Below are 23,522 nucleotides of genomic sequence, written 5' to 3'. Positions count from 1 at the left end.
GTCGGCGAGGGCCTCGATGATCGCGAAGTTGTCGGCGCCGTTGACGCCGCGGCCGCCGGAGACCACGATCGCGGCCTCGGTCAGCTCCGGACGCCCGGTGGACTCGCGCGGGGTGCGCGCGGTGACCTTGGTGCCGGTCGCCTTCTCGGAGAAGGTGACGGCGAGGGCCTCGACCGCGCCGGCGGCCGGGGCGGCCTCGACAGCAGCCGAGTTGGGCTTGACGGTGATGACCGGGGTGCCCTTGGAGACACGGGTCTTGGTGGTGAAGGAGGCGGCGAACACCGACTGGGTGGCCACCGGGCCCCCGTCGCCGGCCTCCAGGTCGGTGGCGTCGGTGATGATGCCGGAGCCGATGCGCAGCGCGAGGCGGGCGGCGATCTCCTTGCCCTCCGCGGAGGAGGGGACCAGCACCGCGGCCGGGGACACGGCCTCGTAGGCGGCCTGCAGCGCGTCGACCTTGGGGACGACCAGGTAGTCGGCGTACTCGGCGGCCTCATGGGTCAGGACGCGGGTCGCGCCGTGCTCGGCGAGCGCCCCGGCGGTGTCGGCGGCGCCGGCACCCAGCGCCACGGCAACAGGCGACCCGATACGACGGGCGAGCGTCAGCAGCTCCAGGGTGGGCTTGCGGACGGCGCCGTCCGCGTGATCGACGTAGACGAGAACTTCAGCCATGATTCCGTGACCTCTCTCAGATGAACTTCTGGCTTGCGAGGAACTCGGCGAGCTGCTTGCCGCCCTCGCCCTCGTCCTTGACGATCGTGCCGGCGGTACGGGCCGGACGCTCGGCCGCGGAATCCACGGCTGTGTGGGCGCCTTCCAGGCCGACCTCTTCCGCCTCGATGTCGAGGTCGGACAGGTCCCAGGACTGAACCGGCTTCTTCTTCGCGGCCATGATGCCCTTGAAGGACGGGTAACGCGCCTCGCCCGACTGGTCGGTGACCGACACGACGGCCGGCAGCGAGGCCTCCAGCTGCTCCGAGGCGGCATCGCCGTCCCGGCGGCCCGTCACGACCCCGTCCTCGACCGACACCTCCGACAGCAGCGTCACCTGCGGCACACCCAGGCGCTCCGCCAGGAGTGCGGGCACCACACCCATGGTCCCGTCCGTCGACGCCATACCGGAGATCACCAGGTCGTAGCCGGCCTTCTCGATCGCCTTCGCCAGCACCAGCGAGGTACCGATGGCGTCCGTGCCGTGCAGGTCGTCGTCCTCGACGTGGATCGCCTTGTCCGCGCCCATCGAGAGCGCCTTGCGCAGCGCGTCCTTGGCGTCCTCGGGACCCACGGTGAGAACGGTGATCTCGGCGTCGTCCGCCTCGTCGGCGATCTGCAGGGCCTGCTCGACCGCGTACTCGTCCAGCTCGGAGAGCAGACCGTCCACGTCGTCCCGGTCGATGGTCAGGTCATCGGCGAAGTGCCGGTCGCCAGTGGCGTCGGGCACGTACTTCACAGTGACAACGATCCTCAAGCTCAAGGCTTTCTCCTGTTCTTTCAGTAACTTCTGTCAGCGACCGCTGCGCCGCAGCCGCACGCGGTACGAGTAGTGCTCGGGAAGGAAGTGACTGACGGCCAGCTCCACGAGCTGTCCGGCAGCCGAGAGGTAGACCCGGTCGATGCGGAGCAGGGACCGCCCGGGTTCGCAGCGCAGATGCCCGGCGATCTCGCGCGTGGCCTCGGCCACCGTGATGCTCTGCTCGGCCTCGGCGATGGGCTCGGGCAGCCGTCCGTCGAGGAGCCCGATGACCGTGGAGGCGCCGGCCGTCCCCGGCACCGTCAGCTCCGGCACCGACTCCAGCAACCGGCCGACGTCGGGAGGCAGGAAGACGGAGGTGTGGCAGAACGCCGTGTCCTCGTGCAGCCGTAGGAAGGCCAGGGTGTGCACCCGGTCGGTGTGCAGGCCGAGCCGGCCCGCCGCGTCGACGTCGACCCGCCGGTGCAGCGGGGTGACGACGTCCATGCGGGTGTCTAGGGACAACCCCATCAGGTCGTCCACGGAACCGAACTGGCGCAGGTACTGCTCCTCGCGGGGCGTCGCGAAGGTCCCTCGCCCCGGCACCCGGCGGACGAGACCCTCGGCGACCAGATCCTGGAAGGCCCGCCGCACGGTCTGCCGGCTGATCCCGTGCAGATCGGCCAACTCGGCCTCCGTGGGCAGCCGTACGCCCTCCGGATAGTCGTGCCGCAGGATCGCCGACCGCAGCTCACGGGCGAGCCGCAGGTACGTGCTCTCACGCTGCGTCTGCTCAACCATGCTCAACCACCTGATCAACCATGCTCAACCACCCGAACCGTCTCAACCATCCAGCCCACCCCGTGCCACCAACTGCGCCGCGATCACGTTGCGCTGGATCTCGTTCGTTCCCTCGCCGACGATCATCAGCGGGGCGTCCCGGAAGTGCCGCTCGACGTCGAACTCGGTGGAGTAGCCGTAACCGCCGTGGATCCGTACGGCGTTGAGCGCGATCTCCATCGCCGTCTCGGACGCGAACAGCTTCGCCATGCCGGCCTCCATGTCGACCCGGCGCCCGGCATCGGCCTCCCGGGCCGCGTACAACGCGAGTTGTCGGGCCGCGGTGAGCTTGGTCGCCATGTCGGCCAGGTAGGCGCCGATCGCCTGGTGGCGCCAGATCGGCTTGCCGAAGGTCTCGCGCTCCTGGGCGTAGCGCAGCGAGTCCTCCAGCGCGGCCCGGCCCACTCCCAGGGCCCGGGCGGCGACTTGGAGGCGCCCGGTCTCCAGCCCCTTCATCATCTGGGCGAAGCCGTGCCCTTCCTCGCCGCCCAACAGGGCCCCGACGGGCGCCCGGTACCCCTCGAAGGACAACTCGCAGCTCTCCACGCCCTTGTAGCCGAGCTTGGGCAGGTCACGGGAGACGACCAGACCCGGCCCGTGCTCGGCGAGCAGGACGGAGATGCCCCGGTGGCGCGGCTCGGCGGCCGGATCGGTCTTGCACAGCACCGCGATCAGCCCGGAGCGACGGGAGTTGGTGATCCAGGTCTTCGCCCCGTCGAGGACGTACGCGTCGCCGTCACGGCGCGCGACCGTACTGATCGCCTGCAGATCGCTGCCGCCGCCGGGCTCGGTGAGCGCCATCGTCGCCCGGATCTCCCCGGTAGCCAGCTTCGGGAGATAGCGCCGTTTCTGGTCCTCCGTGCCGAAGAGCAGCAGCAGTCTGGACACGACCGTGTGCCCGCCCATCGCCCCGGCCAGGCTCATCCAGCCGCGCGCGAGTTCCTCGGTGACCAGCACGAAGCAGGGCGTGGAAACGGGGTTGCCGCCGTACTCCTCGGGGATCGCCAGGCCGAAGACGCCGAGTTCCTTCATCCGCTCGATGAGGTCTTCGGGGTAGGTGTTGGCGTGCTCCAGCTTCCGCACCACCGGCCGCACGTCCTTGTCGACGAACTCGCGCACGGTCCGCACGACGAGACGTTCGTCGTCGGAGAGGATGTCCAGGACGCTCATCGCTCGTGTCTCCTCCGTAGATGGCCGTAGATTTCCGTGGCGAGCCGTCAGACGACCGTGTCGGCCCGCAGTGCCGCGATGTCGTCCTGGCTACGGCCGAGTTCCGCGAGGATCGCCTCCGTGTGCTCGCCCACCGCCGGTACCGGATCCATGCGCGCGGACAGCCCCGCGAGATCGGCCGGCGGAAGCAGCGCCTGCACCGTGGCGCCGCCGGGCACGGCCACGTCATGCCAGCGGCCGCGGGCCGCCAGCACCGGGTGGTCCAGGAACGCGGCGACATCATTGACCCCGGCGCACGCGATCCCGATGTCCGCCAGGTCCTTGAGGACCTCCGCGGCGTCGGAGCGCGCGATGCGCTCGGCGACGACGGCGTTCAGTTCCTCGCGGTGGGCGACGCGGTCGGAACCGGTGGCGAAGCGCGGGTCGGCTGCCAGTCCGGGCCGGCCGAGGAAGTCGGCGCACAGGGCGGCCCACTCGCGTTCGTTCTGGATGGAGAAGAGAACGTCCTTGCCGTCGGCGGCCGTGAAGGCGCCGTACGGCGCGATGGTGGCGTGCTGCGTGCCCAGGCGCGGGGGCTGACTGCCGCCGTAGCGGGTGTAATTGGCAGGCTGGCTCATCCACTCGGCCAGTGCCTCGAAGAGGGAGACCTCCACCGGATGTGCCGTCCCGGTGGTGGCGCGTGTGTACAGGGCCGTGAGGATGCCGCTGTAGGCGTACATCCCGGCCGCGATGTCGGCGACGGAGATCCCGACCCGGGCCGTCTCGTCGGCGGTCCCGGTCAGGGACACCAGGCCCGTCTGGCACTGCACCAGCAGGTCGTACGCCTTGCGGTCGGCCCACGGCCCGGACGTGCCGTAGCCGGAGATCGTGCACGGAATCAGCCGCGGCCTGCGTTCGGCCAGCACGGAGACGCCGAGCCCCAGCCGATCGGCGGCGCCCGGCGCGAGGTTCTGTACGAACACGTCGGCGCCGTCCAGGAGTTGGTCCAGGATCTCGCGGCCCCGCGGATCCTTGAGGTCCAGCGTGAGGGACTCCTTGGACCGGTTGAGCCACACGAAATAACTGGAGTGCCCGTGCACGGTCGTGTCGTAGCGGCGTGCGAAGTCGCCGTCACCCGGCCGCTCCACCTTGATCACCCTGGCCCCGAGGTCGGCGAGCTGCCGGGTGGCGTAGGGCGCGGCCACGGCCTGTTCCAGGCTGACCACCGTGATCCCGGAGAGAGGAAGCTGAGGCAGGCTCATGCGGCCTTTTGTACGGCCAAATGCGAGACGCTGTCAACGGCGTCGACGGGGCTGTCACCTGTGGTCTTGCACACCTTCTTGACGTCCCCGAGTGATCCTTCGCACAATGCCGCTGATTTGTACGCAGCTTTGTACGCAACCATGCGGCCCCCGGGAGTTCCGTTGCCCAGCTCCGACTTCGGTGTCCTCGAGGAGACCGCCCGCACCTGGCGCCCGGACGGCGTCCGCACGACCGATGCCCTCGCCCCCGGCCCGACGGCGGCCCTCTCCGCCGTACTCGACCTGCCGGAACCGGCCGCCGGGGGAGGCGACCCGCTGCCGCCGCTGTGGCACTGGCTGCACTTCCTCTCCTGGCCCCGGCACACCGCACTCGGCCCCGACGGGCACCCCCGCGACGCCCACTTCCTGCCCCCGCTGCCGCAGCGACGGAGGATGTTCGCGGGCGGACGCCTGGAGGTCGCCGCGCCGCTGATCCTGGGGCGGCCGGCGGAGCAGTACAGCCACGTGTCCGACGTACGGCCCAAGCGCGGCCGGAGCGGTGACCTGCTCTTCGTCACCGTGCGCAGCGAGTACCGCCAGGACGGGCGGCTGTGCCTGACCGAGGAGCAGGACCTGGTGTACCGGAGCGGCGGCGGCGCTCCCGTCCCGGCGGCCCCGACCCCGGACACCGGGACCCGGCCGCACGACGACACCTCCCCCTGGCAGCAGGAGTGGCGCACCGATCCCGCCCTGCTGTTCCGCTTCAGCGCACTGACCGCCAACGCGCACCGCATCCACTACGACAGCCCGTACACGACCGGCGTCGAGGGCTACCCGGGACTCGTCGTGCACGGCCCCCTGCTGGTGCTGGCGATGCTGGAACTGCTACGCGGTCAGGGGCGAGAGGTGCGCTCTCTGACGTACCGGCTGCGCAAGCCGGTCTTCTGCGGTGAGCCGCTCCTGGCCTGCGGCACCTCGGAGGACGAGGGCTCGGCGCGGCTGCGGATCGCGAGCTGCCGCGACGAGGCCCACGCGACCGCGGACATCGACTACGCCGTCAGTTCTCACGTCCCGGATGGCACAGCACCATGACCGCACGGGCGACCAGCTCACCGGCCCCGCCGAGCTCCTGGCGGTAGCGGTCCGTGATCTCCCGTACGGCCTCCACGAAGCCGGGGTCGACGGCGCGGGCCCGGGCCGGGGCGGGGAGTTCCCGCGCCATCGCGCGGCGGCGTGCCAGCAACGCGATGATCTCCTCGTCGAGACGCTCTATCCGAGCGAGGGACAACTCCGCCGCCGGGGCGGTGGCCTGGTTCGTCGTCACGATCGATCTCCGTTCTCCTGCGGGAAACGCTCCGCGCCTCAGCACAGCTGGTCCTTCAACACCTTGCCCGTCGCGGTCAGCGGCAACTCCTCCCGGAACTCGACGGTCCGCGGCACCTTGAATCCGGCCATCCGCTCCCGGCTCCAGGCGATCAGCCCCTCCTCGGACACAGGACCGCGCCGCACCACGAACGCCTTCCCCACCTGCCCCAGCCGCTCGTCCGGAACGCCGATCACCGCGGCCAGGGCCACCGCCGGATGCTCCAGCAGGAAACCCTCGATCTCGGCCGGGTAGGCGTTGAACCCGCCGACGATGAACATGTCCTTCTTGCGGCCCACGATCCTGAGGTGCCCTCGGTCGTCGAGCGCCCCGAGGTCACCGGTGTGCAGCCAGCCGTCCTTGTCGATCGCCTCGGCCGTCGCGCCGGGGTCGTCGAGGTAGCCGAGCATGACGCTGTAGCCGCGCACCAGGACCTCGCCGTCGTCGGCGATGCCGATCTCGATGCCGTCGCACGGAGTGCCGACGGTCGTGGCGACGTCCTCGAAGGAGTCGCCGGCGCGGGACGCGGTGACGGTGCCCGCCTCGGTCAGGCCGTAGCCGGTCATGATCGACCGGAAGGGCAGTTCCCTGCTGATACGGCGGATCAGCTCCACGGGGATGTCCGCGGAACCCGTCACGGCCGCCCGGAGCGAGGACAGGTCCCGTCCGCCCTTCGCCTGTGCCTCCAGCAGGGAGTGGTACAGCGTGGGCGGGCCGGGGAGCATCGTCACCTCCTCGCGCTCCACCAGGTCGAGGACACGGTCCATGTCCAGGACCGGCACGGGCAGGATGGTGGCGCCCCGGATCAGCGAGGCGATGCAGCCGGCCTTCCAGCCGAACATGTGGAAGAAGGGGTTGACGATCAGATAGCGGTCGCCCTCCCGCAGATCCGCCAGGTCGCACCACTCCGTGAACAGCCGGAGGTTCTGGGCGTGGCTCATCAGGACGCCCTTGGGCCGACCGGTCGTCCCCGAGGTGAAGATGATGTCGGAGACGTCGGTCCCGCTCACCGTGCGCTCGAAGGGTGCGCCGCTCGCCAGGAAGTCCGACTTGAGGTCGATCACCGGCACGCCTGGCGGACCGGTGAACTCCACGCCCAGAAAGCCCTGTTGGACGAGCAGGGCCTTTGCGCCACTGCGCACCACGATGTCGTGCGCCTCGTCCGCCTTGTAGCGCGTGTTGACCGGGACCAGCACACCGCCGGCGGTCAGCAGTCCGAACGCCGCGACGATCCACTCGGCCGAGTTGGGCGCCCAGATCGCGACCCGGTCGCCCTTCTCCACCCCCAGTTCCGCGAACGCCCCCGCGGCCACCCGTACCCGGTCGGCGAGTTCGGTGAAGGCGAGGCGGAGCGGGCCGTCGACGACTGCCTCGGCGTCACCGAAGCGGTCGGCCGCGCTCAGCACCATCTGCGGGATGGACTCCCAGGTCATGCCGGGATCAGCCTGGACAGGTTCCCGCCCATGATCTTGGCCTGGTCGGTCTCGCTCAGGCCCTGGATGGCGTTGACGTACGAGGTCGGCTGGGCCAGGCCCTCCGGGTGCGGATAGTCCGAGCCGAACAACACCCGGTCCACGCCGATGAGGTCCACCAGATCGTTCAGGTTCTCCTCGTAGAACGGGCTGACGTGAATGCTGTTCTTGACCGCCTGCACCGGGTCGCCGAGGAACTGCTCCGGCATCTTCTTGTGGACGTCGGCGAGTTGGTCGAGCAGCGGTGCCACCCAGGACGAGCCGTTCTCGATCAGGGCGATCTTCAGCTCCGGGAAGCGGAACAGCGCGCCGTGGCACACCCAGGCCGCCACCGCGTCCTGGATCGGCCGCCACTCGTTCACCTGGCGGAAGGCGTTCGACTTGAACGGCAGCATCTCGGCGGAGTTGCCCTCCCAGTCGTTGGCGTACTTGGAGTACCCGCTGTCGGAGGAGTGCATCGCGACCAGCACGCCGGTCTCCACCACGCGCTTCCAGAACGGGTCGAACTCCTCCAGCGCGAAGGAGCGCGAGCCGCCGTACCCGGGCACGGGCGCGGGCCGTACGAGAATCGCCTTCGCGCCGCGTTCCACCGCCCAGTTGAGCTCGGCAATGGCCTTCTCGACGATCGGGAGCGTGATCACCGGGGTGGTGAAGATGCGCTCCTTGTAGTTGAAGGACCAGGTCTCGTACAGCCACTCGTTGAGCGAGTGGATCACCGCGTGGATGAGCTCCGGGTGGTGCCGCATCCGCTCCTCGATGAGGCTCGCGAGTGTCGGGAACATCAGGGTCCGCTGGACCCCCAGCTCGTCCAACAGCTCCAGACGCGGCCCCGGTTCACGGAAGGCGGGGATCGAGCGCATCGCCTCGCCGAAGATCTCCCGGCGCGACTTGCCGTCGGGGTTGCCCACGCGGAAGTACTCCTCCATCGCGCCGGGGCGGGCGACCACCTCGAAGGTGGGGTTGGGGATGTACTCGCTGATCTGGCCGAGGATCGCGATCTTCGTACGGCCACGGACCTGCACGTACTCGATGGCGCCCGCGTACTCCTTGGGGAGGTGCCTGGTCAGCGCCTCCTCGGTCTCGTACAGGTGGTTGTCCGCGTCGAAGAGCGGATACGGAAGCGCACGCGTCGACATGAGACCCTCCTTTGCGATTTGAGAGAATCGTATTCTCTTCATTCGCGTACGGCAATGTCCTGTCGCAGCCGGAACTTCTGGACCTTGCCGCTCGCCGTCCGAGGGAAGTCCTCGACCCCGTGCAGCTCCTCCGGCCACTTCTGCCGGGCCAGACCGGCTCGTTCGAAGTGGGCGCGCAGTTCGTCGAGGGAGGGGAGAGGCTGTCCCGCTCGCATGCGGACGAACGCCGCCGCGTGCTCGCCGAGCCGGGCGTCGGGGGCGGCCACCACCGCGGCCTCCGCGACCCCGGGCAGGGTCAGCAGCACCTCCTCGACCTCGGCCGCGCTGATGTTCTCGCCGCCGCGGATGATGATGTCGGCCTTGCGGTCCGTGATGGTGAGGTAGCCGTCCTCGTCGAGCACCCCGATGTCGCCCGTGCGGTACCACCCCTCCTCGTCGAAGGCGCTCGCCGTCAGGGCCGGGTCGGTGTAGCCGAGGCACAGGTCCGGACCCCGGCTGAGGATCTCGCCGTCCTCGTCCAGCCGGATCTCCACACCCGTCAGCGTGTGCCCGTCCGTGAACAGCCGTTTGGGCTCGGGCGCGTCGTACCGGGACGACGTGATCGAGGGGTGCTCGGTGCTCCCGTAGGCGCGGAACACCTGGATGCCGAGACCCGCCAGCCGCGTCGTCACGGCCGCCGGGACCGACGCTCCGCCCAGGCCCGCGTACTTCATGTACCGCAGATGCCCGGGGGTGAAGCCGGGATGGTCGAGGAGGCTCGTGACGTAGTACGGCGCGCCGCCGCCTATGTGCAGCTCGTGACCGGTCATCAGGTCGAGGGCCCGGCCCGGGTCCCACACGTCGGTGAGGTGGACCGGGGTGCCGTCGAGGACCGGAATCAGGAACGCGTTCACCATGCCGATGAAGTGGCCCACGGGGGCCGCCGTGAGCTGTTTGCCCCGGTCGGGCGGGTAGCTCGCCGCGAGTTGGCGTGTCTCGTGGCCGAGGGTCTGATGGCTGTGGACGACGCCCTTGGGGTCGCGGGTGGTGCCCGAGGTGAAGGCGATCAGGGCGGGGCCCGCCGGGTCGGCCGGGAGAGTGCCGGGCAGGAGGTTCTCGCCGAGCAGGTCGTCGAAGTGCTCGACATGCCCCTGGTGCCGCGTGGTGCGGCCGACCACGCCCACGACGGGGACGTCGGCGCACACGTCGGGGTGGAACTCCAGCCGCCCGAACCGCTCTGCGGTGACGAAGACCTGCGGCTGGACGGCGCCGAGGATGTACCCGACCTCCTTGCGGCCGTAGAAGTGGACGATCGGCACCACGGCCGCCCCGAGGAGCGCCGAGGCCCAGAAGACCGCGGCGGCCTCCATCCAGTTGGGCAGCTGGAAGGCGACCGTGTCGCCGGGGCCGACGCCCCGTGCGCGCAGTCCGCCGGCCAGTCGGCGCGCGGTCCGCTCGACGTCCCGGAAGGTCCCGGACCAGGGACGGACGGCCGAGTGCACACGGAACTCCGTGTCCGGTGCCGCCGCCAGGCCGCGCGCCAGCAGGTCGCCGAGTGTGTCCCGGGTCCACCAGCCCTCTGCCTCATAGCGTTTGACGAGCTCTGCGGGGATCTTTCGCATGGGCGTGCTACCTCCAGTACAGCGGGCGGCTCTTCGAGGCGGCGCATACGCTATTCTCGTATAAGGAGAATGCCAATATCTCTCGGGGGTAATGACGTGATCGACCTTGAACTGGACCAGGGCCTGGCCGTGATCACGATCGACCGTCCCCACGCCCGCAACGCCATCTCGCTCGCCACGATGGACGAGTTGGAGAAGGCGCTCGACGCGGCCGCGGGTGCACGGGCCCTCGTCGTCCGGGGCGCCGGTGACCGGGCGTTCGTCTCCGGCGGCGACCTGAAGGAACTCGCCGCGATCCGCACCGAGGACGAGGCGGCGGCCATGGCGTGGCGGATGCGCGGCATCTGCGACCGGATCGCCGGCTTCCCCGGCCCCGTGATCGCCGCGCTCAACGGCCACGCCCTGGGCGGCGGGGCCGAGGTGGCCGTCGCCGCCGACATCCGCGTGGCCGCGGACGACATCCGGATCGGCTTCAACCAGACCACCCTGGCGATCATGCCCGCCTGGGGCGGCGCCGAGCGGCTCGCGGCGCTGGTCGGCCGGGGCAGGGCGCTGATGCTGGCCGGCTCGGGAGCCGTCCTGGATGCCGCCGAGGCCCGGCAACTCGGCCTGATCGACCGTGTGTTGCCGCGCGCCGCCTTCGACGAGGGCTGGCGTGCCCTGGCCCGCTCCCTCGCCACCGTCCCGGCCGGTGAGGTCAAACGCGTGGTCGCGGCGGGCACTTCGGCGGACGACGCGGTGCGCGCCTTCGCCCGGCTGTGGGCGGCGGACGCGCACTGGGCGGCGGCGGAGCGGGTGTTGACCCGCAGGAAGTGAGCCATGCGGCAGTCGTTCACCCGCAGGAAGTGAGCCGCGCGGCAGTCCGAGACGGCCGCGCGGCTCCGGGCTCACGTGTTGCGGCCCCCGTTGACGCCGAGCACCTGCCCGGTGATGTAGCCCGCCTCCTCGGAGACCAGGAACGCACACGCGGCCGCGATGTCCTCGGGCCGCCCGGGTCGTCGTACCGGAGTGAGCTCCGCGTGATGGTCCACCGAGCCGCCGAGAAGCCCGCGTTCCTCCGAGGCGCGCAGCATCGGGGTGTCGACGAAGCCGGGCGGAATGGTGTTCACGGTGACGCCCGCCGGGCCGAGTTCGAGCGCCAGGGACTTGGTGAGGCCGACGAGACCCGCCTTCGACGCGACGTAGTGCGTCATGTACGGCTGTCCCGAGTGCGCGCTCGACGACGAGATGTTCACGATCCGGCCCCATCCGGCTTCCTTCATGTCGGGCACGACCGCCTGGCAGCAGTAGAACGGGCCGTTGAGGTTCACGGCCATGATCCGGTCCCACGTCTCGTCGGCGATCTTCAGGAAGGGGTCGAACCCGGTCACGCCGGCGTTGTTGACGAGCACGAGCACCGGACCGCCGAGGGTGTCCCGGACCCGCTGCACGGCCGCGTTCACCTGCGCGCGGTCGGACACGTCGACGCCCCCGAAGGCGACCGCCTCGTGCCCCTTCTGCCGTGCCTCTTCGGCCACTTGCCCGGCCGAGTCCTCGTTCAGATCGAGTACGGCGGTGGCGAAGCCGTCCTCGGCGAGCCGCAGCGCGATGGAGCGCCCGATGCCCGACCCGCCGCCCGTGACGATCGCCGTACGTCGCTCGCTCATGCGACCGCCTCCTCGCCCTGCAGCGAGGTGCGGTGCATCAGCCGGGAGGAGGCAGCGCCGTACGGCAGGGCCCGGTGCAGCATGCCGGTGTTGTCCCAGATGACGAGGTCGCCCCGGCGCCACTGGTGGCGGAGCGTGAACCGTGGCTGGGTCGCCCAGGCGAGGAGACGGTCGAGGAGCGCCCGGCCCTCCTCGGGCGGCCTGTCGACGATCTCGCCCGCCGTCGCGCCCACCAGGAGGGACCGGCGGCCGCTGCCGCGCGTCCAGACGAGCGGGTGCTCGCGCGCCGGGTTGCGGTCCCAGGCCGCCCGCTCCTTCGGCGACGGCTCGGGGGTCACGAGGAGCTGCGAGGCGGCGAAGCTGTGCACGACGCGCAGGCCGTCCAGTTCCAGCTTCTCGGTGTCCGAGAGCGCCTCGTAGGCGGCGAAGGTGTTGGCGAACTCGGTGTCGCCGCCACCGTCGTCCGAGATCTGGCGTGCCGTCAGCAGCGTTGCCTTGTTGGGGACTTGGTCCGTCGTTCCGTCGATGTGCCAGTGGAAGGTGCCCTCGCGGTAGGCGGCCAGCGGGCTCTTCGACGGGTCGCGGGTGATGCGCTGGATCTCCGGGTGGGTCGGATGACCGCCCATCGGCAGCGGGACGACCTGCCCGAGGAGCCGGCTGAACGCGACCAGATCGTCGTCGTCGACGTCGGCCTCGCGGTAGATCACGACCCCGCGCCGCTCCAGGGCGGCCAGGCATTCTTCGGCGACCGCCTTGTCGACCAGCCGGCCGCCGGAGAGGCCGGTGACCTCGACACCGGTCGTCGGGGTGAGTTCTGTGACCGTGACTGCCATCGCTTGAGTCCCCTGCCCTTCTCTCGAATTCGTTCTCTCCGTGCGCCGTAGGCGCTCAAGATGGTCGGATGGCGCGACTTCACGACATCGTGTTCGACTGTGCCCGCCCCGCCGCCACCGCCCGCTTCTGGGCCGCGGCCCTGGAGGGGTACGCCGTCGCCCCGTACGACGACGCGGAACTCGCCCGGCTGCGTGCCCTGGGGATCACCCGCATCGAGGACGACCCGACCGTGCTGGTCGAGCCGGCGGACGGCGGACCCCGTCTGTGGTTCCAGCTCGTGCCCGAGGCCAAGAGCGTGAAGAACCGCGTTCACCCGGATCTGCGCGCGGCGGACGTGGCGGCGGAGACCCAGCGGCTCACCGGCCTCGGTGCCACCGTTCGGGCCCGGCATGCCGACCGCCTCGTCCTGGCCGACCCCGAGGGCAACGAGTTCTGCCTCTCCCGCGAGGAGTGAGTTCCACGTGGCCGCCCCGCCGCCCCGCGCCTAGGTCACCGCTCCCGCCGCCTTGAGCTCCAGAATCCGCTCCCAGTCCAGCCCCAGCTCCAGCAGCACCTCCTCGGTCTGCGCGGCGAACTCCGGAGCCGGCCCGAGCTGCGGGGCGGCGACGTCGAACTGCACCGGATTCGCGGCCAGTTCGAGTTCTCCGGCCCGGACCAGGTACTCGTTCGCCCGGACCTGGGCGTCCGCGCCCACCTGCAGGGAGTCCTGTACGGGGGCCCACGGACCGGCCAGCGTGGCGAACCGCTCGGTCCACTGGGCGAGTGTGCGCCCGGCGATCACCTCACGCAGGATCTTGACGGCCTCCTCCGTGTTCGCGATGAGGTCGGACGCGGAGGCGAAGCGCGGGTCGTCGGCCAGCTCGGGCCGGTCGATGTGCCGGCACACGTCGGCCCAGAACTTGCCGGGCTGCATCATGACGAAGGCCAGATAGCGGCCGTCGCCCGTGCGGTACAGCCCGGACAGCGGGTTGGTGGGGGAGCCGTGGGCCCCCAACGGCGGGGCGACCATGGGCTTGTCGAGGTGCACCGAGAGAGCGATGCCGTGGCCCAGGGACCATACGCCGCTGCCGAGCAGCGAGACGTCCACGACCGACGCCTCGCCGGTGCGCTCACGCTTGAGCAGCGCCGCCGCGATGCCCCCGGCGAGGTTCGTCCCGGAGATGGTGTCCCCGTAGGCGGGCCCCGGGGGAGGGATCATCCCCTCCGTGCCGGGCGGCGTCAGGCTCGCCGCCGTGCCGGCCCGGGCCCAGAAGGCGGTCATGTCGTAGCCGCCCTTGTCCGCCTCCCGGCCGCGTGGGCCCAGCGCGCTGCCCCGGGCGTAGACGATCCGCGGGTTCACCTCACGGATGTCGTCCACGTCGATGCCGAACTTCCGCCGCGTCGAGGGCAGAAAGCTGGTCAGGAACACGTCCGAGCGCCGGACCAGGTCGTACAGCACCTCTCGGCCCTCGGGCCGCGCCATGTCGAGGCCGATGCTGCGCTTGCCGCGGTTCGCGTGCTCGACGTTGGGGTTCGGATCGCCCTCGACCTTGAACGTGCCGGTCTGGCGAAGGCCGCGCTGCGGATCGCCGTTCACGGCGTGCTCGACCTTGACGACGTCCGCGCCCCAGTCGGCGAGCACGGCACCGGCGGACGGCACGAAGCCGTACATCGCGACTTCGAGAACCCGTATCCCGGCGAGTGGTCCCGTGCTCATGCGACCACCTCGCCGAAGGTCTTGCGCTCCATGAACTCCTCCAGACCGTCGACGCCCTTTTCCCTGCCGATGCCCGACTGCTTGTAGCCCCCGAAGGGGGTGTCGGCGAAGAAGTAGTTGCCGCCGTTGACGCTGAACGTGCCCGTGCGGATCCGCCGCGCCAGGGCCAGAGCCCGGTTCCGGTCGCCGCTGTGGACCGCACCGGAGAGGCCGTAGACCGAGTCGTTGGCGATCCGGACCGCGTCGTCCTCGTCGTCGTACGGAATCACCGCGAGCACCGGCCCGAAGACCTCCTCCTGCGCCAGCTCGCTCGCCGGATCGACCCCGGCGAGCAGGGTGGGCGTGTAGAAGAAGCCGGGGTCCACCCGCTTGCCGCCGGTCACCAGCGTCGCGCCCGCCGCGACGGCCCGCCGGACCATGCCGTCGACCTTGTCCCGCTGCCGCTCGCTGATCAGCGGGCCCATGTACGTCCTGGGATGCGCGGGATCGCCGTACCGCACGCGGTCGAGCGCGGTCGCCACCTGCTCGACGATCGCGTCGTGGTGGGCGCGCGGCACCAGCATCCGGGAGGTGATCGCACAACTCTGGCCCGCGTGCAGGCAGATCATGTAGGCCGCGTACATCGAGGCGGCGGCGAAGTCGGCGTCGTCGAGGACGATCAGGGCGGACTTGCCGCCGAGTTCGAGGAAGACCTTCTTCACCGTGCCGCTCGCGGCGGCCATGATGCGGCGGCCGGTGGCGGTGGAGCCGGTGAAGCTGACCATGTCGACGTCCGCGTGCGTGGTGAGCAGCTCGCCGATCGCCGCGTCGGACGAGGTCAGTACGTTGACCACGCCCGGAGGGATGTCGGTGTGCTCCGCGATCAGCTCGCCGAGCGCCAGCGTGATCAGCGGGGTGTCCGGGGCGCCCTTGAGGACGACCGTGCAGCCGGCGGCGAGCGCCGGGGCCAGCTTGGCGAGGGCGAGCTGGGTGGGGTAGTTGTACGGCACGATCGCGGCCAGGACCCCGCCCGCCTCCTTCTCCACCCAGCGGTGATGACGTTGCCCCTGGTACTCGACCTCGCCGAGGTCCTCGGTCAGGGGGTGGGTGCGGAGCAGGTCGGCGTAGTAGCGGACCAGGTCCACGGGCTCGTCGAGCTGCTGGCTGTGGGTCAGCATGCGGGGCGCGCCGACCTCGGCGATCGTCAACTCCCGCAGCTCCTCCAGGTGTTCGGTGAGGGCCCGGTGGAGCTGGTCGAGGCAGCGGACGCGGAACTCCTTGTCCGTGGGCCAGCTCGTGGTGTCGAAGGCGCGCCGGGCCGCCGCCACCGCGGCTTCCGCCTGGGCGGCCGTGGCGTCGGGAGCCCGGCCCAGGACGTCGCCGGTGGCGGGGTCGAGCGTGGTGAACGTCCCGTCGGCGCCGACGAGTTGTCCGTCGATGAGCAGGCGCCGTGTGGAGTCCGCTGTGGTCGGCGCCCTGTTCGGGAGTGGCATCCCGTCCCCTTCCCGGCTGGCGAAAATGGCGTTCTCAAAAACAGAGATCTATGAGCTCGCTAGCAGAGAACCCTACCCTTCGGCGCTCTGGGCGTCACTACTCGGTTCCGGTATCCCGGGGTGCTGTCGCGCGCTGACACAAAGTCGCCACACGGGCCTTCCGGGCGAGCCTGACTTGAAAGTATGGTTCTCACATTCGGAAGGGAGATTCTTGTGATCCGGGACGGTGCTACCAGCTGGACCAGGATCCCGTGACGCGCATCGGGGTCGTGGGGGCCGGGCGGATGGGCAGGCCGATGGTGCGTCGGCTCACCGAGGCGGGCCACGAGGTGCGGGTGCTGGGCCGGTCGGCCGAGGCCCGCGGGGCGCTCGCGCGGGAGGCGGCCCACGTCGTTGCCGACGTGGCGGACGCCGGTCGAGGCGCCGACATCGTGCTGGTGTGCGTGTACACGGACGCGCAGGTGCGCGAAGTCTGCCTCGACAGCGGTCTGTTGGACGCCATGCCGGGCGGAGCCGTCCTCGTTGTGCACACCACCGGCAGCCCGCACACCGTGGAGGCCGTCGCGGCACGTTCGGCGGTACGCGGGATCGACGTGCTCGACGCACCCGTCAGCGGTGGCCCGCCCGACGTGGCCGAGGGGCGGGTGACCCTCTTCGTGGGCGGCGCCGACGACACCGTCGCCCGTGTGCGGCCCGTGCTGCGCAGCTACGGCGATCCGGTGCTGCACGTCGGCCCGTTGGGCACCGGGCAGCGGGTGAAGCTGGTCAACAACACGGTGTTCGCGGCCCAGATCGGGCTGTTGTCCCACGCGTCCCGCCTGGGGCGGCGGTTGGGTGTCGACGAGACCGTGCTTCTGGACGCTCTCACCCACGGCAGCGCCGCGAGCCGCGCGCTGTCCGGCGTCGTGCGCCGCGGATCGGTGGCCGAATTCGCCCGTACGACAGGGGAGTTCCTCGGCAAGGACCTCGACGTCGTCCGGGCGGTGGCGGACGAACTCGGCGCGGATCTCGGCGCCCTGTCCACCGCGCTCGACGCAGTGGGGCCCGCGGCGACCGGGCTGAACGGCAGGACGGTGGCGGGTTGAACAGCAGGACCGGAGACACGAAGGGACACCCCGATGGGACGAGTTGAGGGCAAGGTCGCGTTCATCACCGGCGCGGCACGCGGCCAGGGGCGCAGCCACGCCGTACGGCTGGCCGAGGAGGGCGCCGACATCATCGCGGTCGACGTGTGCCGCGACTTCGAGACGGTCGGCTATCCGATGGCCACCCCGGAGGACCTGAAGGAGACGGCCCACCTCGTGGAGGAGCAGGGCCGCCGTATCGTGGCGCTCCAGGCCGATGTGCGCGATCTCCCGCAGTTGCGCGGCGCCCTCGACACGGGCCTCGCCGAACTCGGCGGCCTGGACATCGTGGTCGCACAGGCCGGCATCGCCCCCCTGCACGGCGAGCCGAAGCTGCAGGCCTGGTGCGACGCCATCGACGTCGACCTGATCGGCACCATCAACGCCATCCAGATCTCCCTCCCGCACCTGCGCGAGGGTGCTTCCGTCATCGCGACCGGCTCGACCGCCGCCCTCATGGACCACGGCATGGTGCAGAGCCCGGGAGCCAACCCGGGCGGCGCCGGATACGCCTTCGCCAAGCGCGCATTGTCGGAGTACGTTCACGAACTCGCCCGCAATCTGGCACCGTTGAATCAGCGCGCCAACGTCGTCCACCCCACCAACGTCGACACGCGGATGCTGCAGAGCGAGCCGATGTACAAGTCGTTCCGGCCCGACCTCGAAAACCCGACCCGCCAGGACGCCGAGCCCGGCTTCGCCGTCCAGCAGGCCATGCCCATCCCGTATGTCGAGCCGCGGGACATCAGCAACGCCGTGCTGTTCCTGGCCTCCGACGAGGCCCGCTACATCACCGGCACCCAGTTGCGCGTGGACGCCGGCGGCTATCTCAAGTGGTACGACTGGCGCCGCTGAACCGCAGGAATCCGACCCGAAAAGGGAGGCAAGCCGTGAAGGTCCGCGTCGATCCGGAGCGCTGCCAGGGCCACACACTCTGCTGGATGACCGCTCCGAAGGCGTTCCAGCTGGACGATATCGACGGCCACTCCTCGGCCGTCAGCGAGGACGTACCGGCCGACCAGGAGGAGGACGTGCGGGAAGCCGCGCACTCCTGCCCGGAACGGGCCATCGAGATCTTCTGAAGGGGGAGGTCCCATGAGCGAGGCCGCCAGCGAGGACGACCGCAAGAAGAACCGTGTCCACTTCGACCGGCACACACCGGAGTACCGCCACCAGTTCGAGGAGATCACCCACGAACTGCACGCCAAGTGCCCCATCGCCTGGACGGACACCTATGACGGCCACTGGGTCGCCAGCGGCAACCGCGAGGTCTTCGAACTGGCCCGGTCCGCCGAGTTCCTCTCCAACGACCATGACGTCAACGGAGAAAGGCGCGGCTACAAGGGCATCACCATCCCCTCGCCGCCCCGCGCCGCGGAGGTCCAGGGCGGCTTCCTGGAGATGGACCCGCCGGAACAGCGCCACTACCGCCAGACCCTCAACCCCTATCTCTCCCCGGCGGCCGTCAGCCGCTGGATACCCCTCGTCGACGAGGTGGTGCGCGCCTGTCTCGACGAGAAGATCGAGGAGGGGCGGATCGACTTCGTCGACGACCTCGCCAACATCGTCCCGGCCGTCCTCACACTGGCGATGATGGGCATTCCCCTCAAGGACTGGACCGTCTACAACGAGCCCGCCCACGCCTCGGTCTACACCCCGCCGAACTCGCCCGACATGGCGCGCGTCACCGAGCTGGGCCGGAACATGGGCCTGGCCCTCTACACGGCGGTCCAGGAGATCAGGGAGAAGCCCAGGCCGGGCCTGATCGACGCCCTCGTGAACGCCGAGATCAACGGAAAGACCCCGCCCGACCTGGAGTTGCTCGGGGTGCTGGCCCTGCTCATCGGCGGCGGCTTCGACACCACGACGGCACTCACCGCGCACGCGCTGGAGTGGCTGGGCCAGAACCCCGGGGAGCGGGACCGGCTCAGCAGCGAGCGGGAGTCGCTGCTGGACTCCGCGACCGAGGAGTTCCTGCGCTTCTTCGCGCCGGCCCCGGGAGACGGACGTACGATCTCCGCCGACTGCGAGATCGCCGGCCAGCGGTTCGAGGAGGGCGAACGCCTCTGGCTGTCCTGGGCGATGGCCAACCGGGACCCGTCCGTCTTCGCCGAGCCCGACCGGGTCGACCTCGAACGCAGGGGCAACCGGCACAGCAGCTTCGGCCTCGGCATCCACCGCTGCATCGGCTCGAACGTCGCGCGTACGGTGTTCAAGCGGATGGTGACCGCCGTACTGGACCGTATGCCCGACTACCGCTGCGACCCCGACGGCACCGTGCACTACGAGACCATCGGTGTCATCCAGGGCATGCGCCACCTCCCGGCGACCTTCACCCCCGGCAAGCGGCTCGGCCCCTCGCTCGACGAGACCCTGGAGATCCTCCAGAAGGCCTGCGACGAACAGCGCCTCGCCGAGCCGGTCACGGTCCGGACGGCCCGGGCGCAGATCGCGCGCTGAAAGGGAGGAACCCACGTGACCGGATCCCCGGGACGCCCCCTGCCCCTGCTCACCGACCAGAACGAGTTCTTCTGGACCTCGGGGGCGGACGGCAGGCTGCGGATACAGGAGTGCACGTCGTGCGCGGCCCTGATCCACCCGCCCCAGCCCGTGTGCCGGTACTGCCGCGGACACGACTTGGGCGTCCGCGAGGTCTCCGGCCACGCCACACTCATCGGCTTCACCGTCAATCACCGCTTCGGCCTGCCGGGCCTCCCGGCGCCGTACGTCGTCGCCCAGGTCGCCCTCGAAGAGGACCCCCGGGTCCGGCTCACCACCAACGCCGTCGAGTGCGACCCCGCCCAACTCGCTCTCGGCATGCGGATGGAGGTCGTCTTCGAGCAGGTCGAGGACGTATGGCTGCCGCTGTTCCGCCCCACGGCCGAGCAGGGCGAACCGGCCCGACTCCCAGAGGACGAGCCCGAGGTCCGGATCCGCCCGATGGTCACCCGGGAGAAGTTCGAGGACAAGGCCGCCATCACCGGCATCGGCAGCTCGGAACTCGGCCGCCGCCTGATGGTCCCCCCGCTCTCCCTCACCCTCCAGGCCTGCGAACGCGCGATCGCCGACGCCGGCCTGGCCCTGGACGACATCGACGGCCTGGCCACCTACCCGGGGGCCGGGGCGTACGGCGGCTTCGGCGAAGGCGGCATCACCGCACTGGAGTCCGCGCTCGGCATCCGCCCCACCTGGTACAACGGCGGCAGCGAGACCTTCGGCCCCGGCGGCTCGCTCATCGCCGCGATGCTGGCCGTCGCGGGCGGCCTTGCCCGCCATGTGCTCTGCTTCCGGACGCTGTGGGAGGCGTCGTACGGCGAACTGGTCAAGCGCGGCAGGCTCCAGCCACCGAGCAGCCCGGACGCCGGCTGGCTCAAGCCCTTCGGCGCGATCTCCGCCGCGCACACCCTCGCCCAGAACGCCCAACGCCACTTCCACCGCTACGGCACCACCCGGGAGACCCTCGGCTGGATCGCCCTCAACCAGCGGGCCAACGCCGCCCTCCACCCGACGGCGATCTACCGCGACCCGATGACGATGGACGACTACCTCGAAGCGCGGCCCATCACCACCCCCTTCGGGCTCTACGACTGTGACGTCCCCTGCGACGGAGCCGTCGCCGTGATCGTGTCGGCCGTCGACACCGCCCGCGACCTGGCCAGGCCGCCCGTCCTTGTCGAGGCGGTGGGCACCCAGATCACCGAGCGCCTCGAATGGGACCAGAGCACCCTCACCCACGAGCCCCAGGTCCTCGGTCAGTCCGCCCACCTGTGGTCCCGCACCTCGCTGCGCCCCGCCGACGTCGACGTGGCCCAGCTCTACGACGGCTTCACCTTCAACTGCCTTTCCTGGATCGAGGCGTTGGGCTTCTGCGGCATCGGCGAGGCGAAGGACTTCCTGGACGGAGGAAAGAACATCGCCAGAGACGGCGTACTGCCCCTGAACACCCATGGCGGTCAGCTCTCCCACGGACGCACCCACGGCATGGGTCTGGTCCACGAGGCGATCGTCCAGCTGCGCGGGGACGGGGGAGCGCGGCAGGTGCCCGGTGCCCGGGTCGCCGTGGTCAGCTCCGGCGGCCTCACGCCCAGCGGGGTCCTTCTGCTCAGGACGGACACGTGAACCAGAGTCACCTCGCCGTCGACGTCCTCGGCCCCGCGCCCCGGCCGGTCTCCGCCACCGTCGACGGCATCACCCTGTCCGCACTGGCGAGTTGGGTACCGCAGCCCCGTGCCGTCGTCCTCGCCCTGCACGGCGGCGCGACCGACTCGACGTACTTCGACTGCCCGGGCCGACCGGGTCTGTCCCTGCTGAGGCTCGGTGCCGCGCTCGGCTTCACCGTCCTCGCCCTCGACCGCCCGGGATACGGCGTCTCTCACGGACACGCGCACCAACTCACCGATCCCGCCCGGCGGTTGGATCTCGCCTACGCGGCGCTCGACGGGTTTCTCGCCTCCCGCCCCCGAGGCGCGGGCGTGTTCCTGATAGCTCACTCCGCGGGCAGCGAACTGGGGATGCGGATGGCCGCCGACGAACGCGGACGCGAGCTGCTCGGCCTGGAGTTCGCCGGCACCGGACTGCGTCACCACCCCCGCTCCGCGAGCCTTCTGGAGCTCGACGGACCGGACCTGCGGCGCTCGCCCCGGGCGCGCGCCCGGCTGCGGGACGCGCTGTGGGGGCGGGGCGAGCTGTATCCGCCGGAGATCTTCGGCGGGTCGAGCATCGGGGCCGCCTCGCCCGCCTACGAGTCCGAGGCGCGCGACTGGGTGCACGAGTTCCCGGAGCTGGCCGCACGGGTGCGCATCCCGGTGAGCTACACCCTGGGCGACCACGAGGAGGTGTGGAGCTCCGGTCCAGATGCCCTGGCCGACATCGCCTCCCTGTTCACCGCCGCGCCCCGAGTCTCGGTGAGTGAACAGGCGGACAGCGGCCACAACTTGAGCGTGGGACACTCTGCCCGCGCCTACCACCTGAAGGTGCTCTCCTTCGCCGAGGAGTGTGCGGTGGCCAGGGAGAACGTGAGCAGCCGGACACGGCAGGGGAGAGCAGGATGAACGACGCGGACACGGTCGCGGTACTGCTGGTGCGCCTGGTTCTGGGCACCGTCATGATCGCGCACGGCTTCAACCACTGGCGCGGCGGCGGCCGTATAGCGGGCACCGCCCGCTGGTTCACCGGCCTCGGTCTGCGCCACGGCACTCTGCAGGCGTGGCTGAGTGTGATCACCGAAGTGGGCGCCGGCGTCCTGCTGCTGGTCGGTCTGTTCACCCCGCTGGCCTGCGCTGCCGTCATCTCGGTGATGCTGGTCGCCGGCCTCCTCGCCCACCGGCCCAACGGGTTCTTCGTCTTCAAGGAGGGCTACGAGTACGTCCTCACGCTCGCGGTCGTGGCGCTGGCGCTGTCGGTGCTGGGCCCTGGGGACGTGTCGGTGGACGAGGCCGGCGGGATCGCGGTGACCGGCTGGGCCGGCGGTGGCCTCGCGCTGGGAGTGGCCGTGGTGTCGACGGCGGGCCTGCTCGCCACCTTCTGGCGCCCGGAACCCGCACCCGATCTCACCGAACCCGTCGAGCAGGAGGCCCACTGATGCGCGTCGGCTTCATCGGCCTGGGCAGCCAGGGCGCCCCCATGGCCCGCCGGATCATCGACGCGGGCTACGAGACGACCCTGTGGGCCCGCCGCCCCGCCACCCTCATGCCCTTCGAGGACACCCCGGCCAAGCGGGCCGCGTCCCCCGCGGACCTGGCCTCCGTCAGCGACCTCGTCTGCGTCTGCGTGGTCGACGACGCCGACGTCGAGGAAGTCATCACCGGCGAGTCCGGCGTCCTGGCCGGACTGCGCAAGGGTGGTGTGATCGCCGTGCACAGCACCGTCCACCCCGACACCTGCCGCCGCCTCGCCGACCGCGCCCGGACCCACGGGGTCGCGCTGATCGACGCGCCGGTCAGCGGGGGAGGCCCGGCGGCCGCCGAAGGGCGCCTGGTGGTCATGGCCGGGGGCGAGCCCGGCACGGTCGCCTTCTGCCGCCCGGTGTTCTCGACCTACGGCGACCCCGTCGTCCACATGGGCCCGCTCGGCAGCGGACAGGTCGCCAAGCTCCTCAACAACGTGCTGTTCACGGCGAACCTCGCCACCGCGGCCGGTACCCTCGCCCTCGGCCGGGACCTCGACATCGACCCCGCCGCCCTCGCCCGCGTCATCACCCACGGCAGCGGCACGAGCTTCGCCCTGAACCGCATCAACGCGGCCGGCGGCACCCTCGACCGCCTCGCCGACCACGCGGGACCGCTGCTCCGCAAGGACGTCCGGCTGCTGACGGACGTCGCCACCACGGCGGGTGCCAAGACAGGCGTCGTCACCTCGGCCGCCGACGAGGCGCTCGCCCTCATGAACAGGCCGGGCTAGGCGGGTGTGCGGAGGGTCTCCACGGCTCGTACGAGCGGGGCGAGTTCGGGGTTCTGCGAGGCGGCGTCGAGGGCTTCGCGCAGGGCGGTCTCGTTGGTG

24 protein-coding genes and 1 pseudogene are annotated in these 23,522 nt (G+C 70.8%); 11 read left to right on the top strand and 14 right to left on the bottom strand.

All coding sequences use genetic code 11. The features are described 5' to 3' along the window. The 5 genes from IG08_RS0150240 to IG08_RS0150220 all read right to left on the bottom strand — a co-directional run. Nucleotides 1–672 (bottom strand): electron transfer flavoprotein subunit alpha/FixB family protein (locus tag IG08_RS0150240; protein ID WP_030620676.1); only part of this gene is annotated, 672 nt, incomplete at its 3' end. A 16-nt stretch (nt 673–688) separates the two neighbouring features. Further along, entirely contained in the window at nt 689–1,474 is a 786-nt protein-coding gene (locus tag IG08_RS0150235; protein ID WP_030620672.1) for an electron transfer flavoprotein subunit beta/FixA family protein, read from the bottom strand. A 30-nt stretch (nt 1,475–1,504) separates the two neighbouring features. Then, a complete protein-coding gene (locus tag IG08_RS0150230; RefSeq protein ID WP_030620669.1) occupies nt 1,505–2,251 on the bottom strand; it encodes a GntR family transcriptional regulator in 747 nt (248 codons plus the stop codon). A gap of 42 nt (nt 2,252–2,293) precedes the next feature. After that, nucleotides 2,294–3,460 carry an acyl-CoA dehydrogenase family protein gene (locus tag IG08_RS0150225; RefSeq protein WP_030620666.1) on the bottom strand — a complete coding sequence of 389 codons (1,167 nt, stop codon included), beginning with the start codon at nt 3,458–3,460 and terminating at the stop codon, nt 2,294–2,296. A gap of 47 nt (nt 3,461–3,507) precedes the next feature. Continuing rightward, the gene (locus IG08_RS0150220) at nt 3,508–4,701 is read right to left on the bottom strand and encodes a CaiB/BaiF CoA transferase family protein (RefSeq protein WP_030620663.1); all 1,194 of its coding nucleotides are present in this window, start codon (nt 4,699–4,701) and stop codon (nt 3,508–3,510) included. A gap of 162 nt (nt 4,702–4,863) precedes the next feature. Between IG08_RS0150220 and IG08_RS0150215 the strand changes: the two genes are divergently transcribed. Beyond that, nucleotides 4,864–5,772 (top strand): HTD2 family dehydratase, encoded by a 909-nt coding sequence (locus IG08_RS0150215; protein ID WP_106981168.1) that lies wholly within the window; start codon nt 4,864–4,866, stop codon nt 5,770–5,772. Here the strand turns inward: IG08_RS0150215 and IG08_RS0150210 are convergent. Genes IG08_RS0150210 through IG08_RS0150195 form a run of 4 tightly spaced genes read right to left on the bottom strand, consistent with a single transcriptional unit; the run spans nt 5,738 to nt 10,252 of the window. Further along, nucleotides 5,738–6,004, bottom strand: a complete 267-nt coding sequence (locus IG08_RS0150210) for a hypothetical protein (RefSeq protein WP_030620656.1) — start codon at nt 6,002–6,004, stop codon at nt 5,738–5,740. The two genes, IG08_RS0150215 and IG08_RS0150210, sit on opposite strands and share 35 nt — an antisense overlap. A gap of 38 nt (nt 6,005–6,042) precedes the next feature. After that, nucleotides 6,043–7,476: a FadD3 family acyl-CoA ligase gene (locus tag IG08_RS0150205; protein WP_030620653.1), complete on the bottom strand. Its 1,434-nt coding sequence runs from the start codon at nt 7,474–7,476 to the stop codon at nt 6,043–6,045. After that, a complete protein-coding gene (locus tag IG08_RS0150200) occupies nt 7,473–8,651 on the bottom strand; it encodes an amidohydrolase family protein (protein ID WP_030620650.1) in 1,179 nt (392 codons plus the stop codon). Before IG08_RS0150200 ends, IG08_RS0150205 begins: the two co-directional genes overlap by 4 nt. Before the next feature lie 38 nt (nt 8,652–8,689). Then, nucleotides 8,690–10,252 (bottom strand): AMP-binding protein, encoded by a 1,563-nt coding sequence (locus IG08_RS0150195; protein WP_030620647.1) that lies wholly within the window; start codon nt 10,250–10,252, stop codon nt 8,690–8,692. Between the two features lie 96 nt (nt 10,253–10,348). On the opposite strand from IG08_RS0150195, the gene IG08_RS0150190 reads away from it, so the two are divergent. After that, nucleotides 10,349–11,068, top strand: coding sequence for an enoyl-CoA hydratase/isomerase family protein (locus IG08_RS0150190; RefSeq protein WP_199821126.1), 720 nt, complete (start codon nt 10,349–10,351; stop codon nt 11,066–11,068). Nucleotides 11,069–11,139: 71 nt separating this feature from the next. On the opposite strand, the gene IG08_RS0150185 is transcribed toward IG08_RS0150190, so the two are convergent. Together IG08_RS0150185 and IG08_RS0150180 are read right to left on the bottom strand one after the other, a co-directional pair. Then, complete coding sequence (locus IG08_RS0150185) at nt 11,140–11,898, bottom strand: SDR family NAD(P)-dependent oxidoreductase (RefSeq protein ID WP_030620637.1); 759 nt, start codon at nt 11,896–11,898, stop codon at nt 11,140–11,142. Continuing rightward, on the bottom strand, nt 11,895–12,731 hold the full coding sequence (locus IG08_RS0150180) for a TauD/TfdA dioxygenase family protein (protein WP_030620634.1): 837 nt from the start codon (nt 12,729–12,731) through the stop codon (nt 11,895–11,897). The genes IG08_RS0150185 and IG08_RS0150180 overlap by 4 nt, the downstream gene beginning before the upstream one ends. Nucleotides 12,732–12,799: 68 nt before the next feature. Between IG08_RS0150180 and IG08_RS0150175 the strand changes: the two genes are divergently transcribed. Further along, nucleotides 12,800–13,186: a VOC family protein gene (locus IG08_RS0150175; RefSeq protein WP_030620631.1), complete on the top strand. Its 387-nt coding sequence runs from the start codon at nt 12,800–12,802 to the stop codon at nt 13,184–13,186. 30 nt (nt 13,187–13,216) lie between these two features. Here the strand turns inward: IG08_RS0150175 and IG08_RS0150170 are convergent, their stop codons facing one another. Continuing rightward, nucleotides 13,217–14,428: a CaiB/BaiF CoA transferase family protein gene (locus IG08_RS0150170; protein ID WP_030620628.1), complete on the bottom strand. Its 1,212-nt coding sequence runs from the start codon at nt 14,426–14,428 to the stop codon at nt 13,217–13,219. Further along, complete coding sequence (locus IG08_RS0150165) at nt 14,425–15,900, bottom strand: aldehyde dehydrogenase family protein (RefSeq protein ID WP_030620625.1); 1,476 nt, start codon at nt 15,898–15,900, stop codon at nt 14,425–14,427. Before IG08_RS0150165 ends, IG08_RS0150170 begins: the two co-directional genes overlap by 4 nt. A 251-nt stretch (nt 15,901–16,151) precedes the next feature. Here IG08_RS0150165 and IG08_RS0150160 point away from each other — a divergent pair, with 251 nt between their 5' ends. From IG08_RS0150160 to IG08_RS0150125, 8 genes are read left to right on the top strand one after another with little or no spacing between them, the layout of a single operon-like run. Next, a complete protein-coding gene (locus IG08_RS0150160; protein ID WP_078656085.1) occupies nt 16,152–16,985 on the top strand; it encodes an NAD(P)-dependent oxidoreductase in 834 nt (277 codons plus the stop codon). A 33-nt stretch (nt 16,986–17,018) separates the two neighbouring features. Beyond that, nucleotides 17,019–17,879, top strand: coding sequence for a mycofactocin-coupled SDR family oxidoreductase (locus IG08_RS0150155; protein ID WP_030620619.1), 861 nt, complete (start codon nt 17,019–17,021; stop codon nt 17,877–17,879). Then, entirely contained in the window at nt 17,858–18,106 is a 249-nt protein-coding gene (locus tag IG08_RS0150150; protein WP_338060195.1) for a ferredoxin, read from the top strand. Before IG08_RS0150155 ends, IG08_RS0150150 begins: the two co-directional genes overlap by 22 nt. Nucleotides 18,107–18,119: 13 nt before the next feature. Continuing rightward, on the top strand, nt 18,120–19,484 hold the full coding sequence (locus IG08_RS0150145) for a cytochrome P450 (protein ID WP_030620612.1): 1,365 nt from the start codon (nt 18,120–18,122) through the stop codon (nt 19,482–19,484). Between the two features lie 15 nt (nt 19,485–19,499). Further along, on the top strand, nt 19,500–21,143 hold the full coding sequence (locus tag IG08_RS0150140) for a thiolase C-terminal domain-containing protein (protein WP_030620609.1): 1,644 nt from the start codon (nt 19,500–19,502) through the stop codon (nt 21,141–21,143). Continuing rightward, nucleotides 21,140–22,075, top strand: coding sequence for an alpha/beta hydrolase (locus IG08_RS0150135; RefSeq protein WP_106981167.1), 936 nt, complete (start codon nt 21,140–21,142; stop codon nt 22,073–22,075). The genes IG08_RS0150140 and IG08_RS0150135 overlap by 4 nt, the downstream gene beginning before the upstream one ends. Further along, nucleotides 22,072–22,605: a DoxX family protein gene (locus IG08_RS0150130; RefSeq protein ID WP_030620603.1), complete on the top strand. Its 534-nt coding sequence runs from the start codon at nt 22,072–22,074 to the stop codon at nt 22,603–22,605. Before IG08_RS0150135 ends, IG08_RS0150130 begins: the two co-directional genes overlap by 4 nt. Further along, complete coding sequence (locus IG08_RS0150125) at nt 22,605–23,423, top strand: NAD(P)-dependent oxidoreductase (protein ID WP_030620600.1); 819 nt, start codon at nt 22,605–22,607, stop codon at nt 23,421–23,423. Before IG08_RS0150130 ends, IG08_RS0150125 begins: the two co-directional genes overlap by 1 nt. On the opposite strand, the pseudogene IG08_RS0150120 reads toward IG08_RS0150125, so the two are convergent. Beyond that, nucleotides 23,420–23,522: pseudogene (locus IG08_RS0150120) on the bottom strand (MarR family transcriptional regulator); the annotation flags it as partial. The gene IG08_RS0150125 and the pseudogene IG08_RS0150120 sit on opposite strands and share 4 nt — an antisense overlap.

This window comes from Streptomyces fulvoviolaceus, assembly GCF_000718165.1.
Taxonomy (GTDB): domain Bacteria; phylum Actinomycetota; class Actinomycetes; order Streptomycetales; family Streptomycetaceae; genus Streptomyces; species Streptomyces fulvoviolaceus.
The sequence above is the reverse complement of the archived record's forward strand: the minus strand, read 5'-3'. Positions and strand labels throughout refer to the sequence as shown.